Source organism: Micromonospora acroterricola, assembly GCF_003172955.1.
Taxonomy (GTDB): domain Bacteria; phylum Actinomycetota; class Actinomycetes; order Mycobacteriales; family Micromonosporaceae; genus Micromonospora; species Micromonospora acroterricola.
In genome coordinates, this window is sequence record NZ_QGKR01000366.1 from 1 (window position 1) to 4,023 (window position 4,023).

Consider the following 4,023-nt stretch of genomic DNA (forward strand, 5'->3'; position numbering starts at 1 on the left):
TGGTCGGAGCGGGGGCGGCGGCCGGGGGCGCGGCGTGGGCCGGTGTTGCCGAGGTGGCGGCGAGGCCGCCGGCGGAGACCAGGGCGGTGGTGGCTGCGGCGTCGCGGAGGAAGCGACGGCGGTCGAGGTTGGGCATGACGGATCTGCTCCCCGTGGTCGGGCGATTGGTCGACACGAGCCAATCAGCGCCACCGGGCCCAGGTCCAAGATCGAGGACCGCCGGCTCCGATACGCCTCCGCATATCGGGCCTGCTCAGCGACCCTGCGCCGGCACCCGGAGCGGTGCGAAATCAGTCTCCGCGCAGCGCCTCGACGGCCGTCCGGGCCGCGTTTCCCATCGCCAGGTCCACGTCGATCCGGCGCGGGGCCAACTGGTCGGCGCGGGCGAAGACGGCGATCGCGTACCGGCCGCCGTCGGGGTATTCGGCGACCCCGGCCTCCAGGTGCAGCCCGGGCAGGGTGCCGGTCTTACCGGACACCCGGACGCCGGGCGGGAAACCGGCGGCCAGCCGGGTCCAGAAGATCTGCCGGGCCATCCAGGTGCGGACCATCGCGCAGGCCTCCGGCGGCCCGGCCTCGTCCCGCCAGATCAGCGTGAGCAGCCGCGTGATCTCCCGCGCCGTGCTGGACGTGGTGCGCGACGGGTCGAAGACCCGCATCGCCCAGACCCGGTCCGCCGGCAGGGTGGGGAAGATCCGGGCGAACTCCGCCTCGGTCCGCGCGCCCACGTCGGCGAGCATCGCCTCGACCAGGTCCCGCGGGCCGCCGAGGACGCGGGTGCGGGTCAGCCCCAGCTCGGCGGCGAGCATCGGCAGCAGGTCCGGGCCGACCCGGCGCAGCAGCAGGTCGGCGGCCGTGTTGTCGCTGACCGACATGGCGAAGTACCCGAGGTCACGCAACGACACCTCGGCGTCGTCGGTGCAGCCCGCCAGCCCCCACCCGCCGAGCCGGTCGGCGGCGGTGACCAGGATCCGCTCGGTCGGGTCCAGCTGGCCGGCGACGACCTGCCGGGCGAACTCCAGCACCAGCAGGATCTTGAAGATCGAGGCGATCACCACCTGCTCGTCGGCGCGTACCCCGATCTCCCGGCCGTCGACCGTCCCGCCCGCAGGGTCGACGGCGTCCAGGTCGACGGCGTGCAGGCTCGCGGTCACCCCCGCTCCGGCGAAGATGGCCTCGATGCGCTCCCCCACGTCCACCCCGGCACGGTATCCAGCGGCACCAGACCGGCGCTGGCGTAGGGTCCGGGCCGTGGACCTGCTCCGGCACCTGCGGCACTTCGTGGTGGTCGCCCGCGAGCTGCACTTCGGGCGGGCCGCCGAGCTGCTGGGCATGGCCCAGCCGCCGCTGAGCCAGTCCATCCAGCGGCTGGAACGGGAGCTGACCGTCGAGCTGTTCGACCGGTCCCGCCGCCAGGTGCGACTCACCACCGCCGGTGAGCTGCTGCTCGGCGAGGCGGAGGAGCTGCTCGCCGGCGAGGGCCGGCTGCGCAGCCTGATGGGGCAGGTCCGGGCGGGCGAGCTGGGCATCCTGCGGGCCGGGGTGCCACCGGAGACGCCCGCGGTGACACTGCGCCTGCTGCTGGACGCGCTCACCGCGCGGGCGCCCGGCCTCGACGTGGAGCTGCACGAGCTGACCACCGGCGAGCAGGTGCGGATGCTCACCGAACGGAACCTGGACGTGGGGCTGGTGCACCACCCGGTGGCGGCCGACGGGCTGCGCTTCGGCGCCCCGGTGGACGTACCCCTGGGGGTGCTCCTGCCGCGCACCTCGCCGCTGGCCCGCGGCCGGGAGGTGACGCTCGCCGCGCTGGCCGGCCTGGACCTGGTGGCGGCGCCCCGGGCGACCGCGCCGGGCTGGCACGACCACCTGCTGGCGGTGTGCCGGCGGCACGGCTGGCGGCCGACGCGGGTCCGGCCGGCGCGCAATCCGGAGTTCCTCTTCGGGCTGGTGCTGGCCGGTGGCGCGGTGGCCGTCGAGCCGGCGACCGTGGCCCGTCGGGAACCGCGGATCGCCTGGCGGCCGATCGCCGACGCACCGCTGGCGAAACGCACCTCGGCGGCCTGGCCCGACCGGTCGGCGCACCCGGCGGCCCCGATGTTCGGGCAGCTCGCCGCCGAGGTGCTGGCCGGCGCCGAGCCCGCGACGCCCACGTCGGCCGGCCCGCCGTCGGTGCCGGCAGCACGGCCCTGGCCGGTGCTCTTCGACACGACCGGGTGAGCGGCCCCGCGTTGCGCTGATCACTGGGGGATGACCGGTGAATCGACCTCCCGCCCGGGTATGGATGACAGGTGGCACGGGAGGCGGCGGACGTGGACACGGGTCCGCGCCACGATGCCTCGGACGAAGACGCGAAGGAGCCGCAGTGGCCAACACGATTCCCGACATCAGCCTGAACGACGGCACCACAATTCCGCAGCTCGGCTTCGGGGTGTTCCAGATCGAGCCGAAGGACACCGTCGCGGCGGTGAGCACGGCGCTCGAGGTGGGCTACCGGCACATCGACACCGCGGAGATGTACGGCAACGAGGCCGAGGTGGGCCAGGCGGTCCGCGAGTCCGGCCTGGACCGCGGCGCGGTCTACATCACCAGCAAGCTGAACAACGCCTTCCACCGCCCGGACGACGCCCGCAGGGCGTTCGACTCGACGCTGGCGGCGCTGAAGATGGACTACATCGACCTGTTCCTGATCCACTGGCCGCTGCCGACCCTGTACGACGGCGACTTCGTCTCCACGTGGAAGGTGCTGGAGGAGTTCCAGCGCGACGGTCGGGCCCGCTCGATCGGCGTGTCGAACTTCCAGGTGTCGCACCTGCAGCGGCTGGCCGCCGAGGCCGACGTGGTGCCGGCGGTGAACCAGGTCGAGGCGCACCCGTACTTCGGCAACGAGGAGGTCCGCGCCTACGACCGTGAGCACAACATCCTCACCGAGGCGTGGTCGCCGATCGCGCAGGGCAAGGTGCTGGGCGACCCGACGGTGGTCGACATCGCCGAGCAGGTCGGCCGGACCCCGGCGCAGGTGGTGCTCCGCTGGCACGTGCAGCGCGGCGACATCATCTTCCCGAAGTCGACCACCCCGCAGCGGATCGAGGAGAACCTCCGGATCTTCGACTTCGCCCTGGACGACACGGCGATGGAGCGGCTCACCGAACTGGACAAGGGTGAGGCCGGCCGGCAGGGCGGGCACCCGGACACCTTCGCGTACCTGCCGGCGTAACGCGTCGGCCGGCGACGGCGCACACAGGAAGGGGGCCTGACCGGGCCCTCTTCTCCTGTGAAAGGACCGCGCCCGGCGATGTCGCTCCGCCGTACCATCCTGGCTCTGCTGCCCTTGCTCCTGCTCGGTCCGGCGGCCTGCGCCCCGAGCCAGGCCGCGAAGGCCCCTCGCTGGTCCGCGCCGGCGGTGGCGGCCTCGCCGACCCCACCGAAGCCGCACCCGGCGCCGAGCTCCACCGCCGACGTCCGCAGCCGGGTGACGGGGGCGATGCTGGACCTGGACGCCCGGTTCCACCCGGAGACGGCGCAGTACACCGACGAGAACAGCGAGGCGTGGAAGCTGATCTCCCTGTGCAGGGCGAGCCTGCCGTCGGACATCAAACGCACCGCCTACCGGGAGCGGAGCTGGGACGGCGAGACCCTGTGGCTGCGGCAGTACGTGGTCGGCTACCTGAAGGTTCCCGGCCGCAAGCTCGCCGACGAGCTGCGGTCGGTCCTCGCGACGTGCAAGCAGTACGAGGTGCCTGACGACGGGCGTACCTCGACGATCGTGCGGCCCTCGCCCCCACCGGTGCCGAACGGCCCGGACGTGATCACCTTCTGCGAGCGGCTGAAGGGGAAGGCGACCCGGCACCAGTGCACGCTCATCCTCGTACGCGGCAACTTCGTCATGGAGGTGGACGCCGCGGCGAACAACGGCGACCTGGCGGCCAGCACGGACCTGATCGCGAAGGTCGCCCCGCTCGCGTCGGCCGCCCTGGAGAGGATCGCCTGAGCGCCGCCGTGGGGCGGGCGCCGCTGCTGCCG

Annotated in this window: 4 protein-coding genes; 3 read left to right on the forward strand and 1 reads right to left on the reverse strand. The window is 73.5% G+C overall.

The window, feature by feature from the left end; all coding sequences use genetic code 11:
* Positions 1–290 precede the first annotated feature (290 nt).
* Positions 291–1,199: a serine hydrolase gene (locus tag DKT68_RS30635; protein ID WP_109820857.1), complete on the reverse strand. Its 909-nt coding sequence runs from the start codon at positions 1,197–1,199 to the stop codon at positions 291–293.
* A 52-nt stretch (positions 1,200–1,251) separates the two neighbouring features.
* Between DKT68_RS30635 and DKT68_RS30640 the strand changes: the two genes are divergently transcribed.
* The 3 genes from DKT68_RS30640 to DKT68_RS30650 all read left to right on the forward strand — a co-directional run bounded on the left by DKT68_RS30640 (position 1,252) and on the right by DKT68_RS30650 (position 3,991).
* Complete coding sequence (locus DKT68_RS30640; protein ID WP_109820858.1) at positions 1,252–2,220, forward strand: LysR family transcriptional regulator; 969 nt, start codon at positions 1,252–1,254, stop codon at positions 2,218–2,220.
* 145 nt (positions 2,221–2,365) lie between these two features.
* Positions 2,366–3,217 carry an aldo/keto reductase gene (locus DKT68_RS30645; RefSeq protein ID WP_236647152.1) on the forward strand — a complete coding sequence of 284 codons (852 nt, stop codon included), beginning with the start codon at positions 2,366–2,368 and terminating at the stop codon, positions 3,215–3,217.
* A 78-nt stretch (positions 3,218–3,295) separates the two neighbouring features.
* A complete protein-coding gene (locus DKT68_RS30650) occupies positions 3,296–3,991 on the forward strand; it encodes a hypothetical protein (RefSeq protein WP_109820860.1) in 696 nt (231 codons plus the stop codon).
* The last annotated feature ends 32 nt before the right edge of the window (positions 3,992–4,023 follow it).

What these genes read in the sequence shown, in the direction of transcription:
- DKT68_RS30650 (WP_109820860.1), top strand. Translation starts at nt 3,296, where the DNA reads ATGTCGCTCCGCCGTACCATCCTGGCTCTGCTGCCCTTGCTCCTGCTC.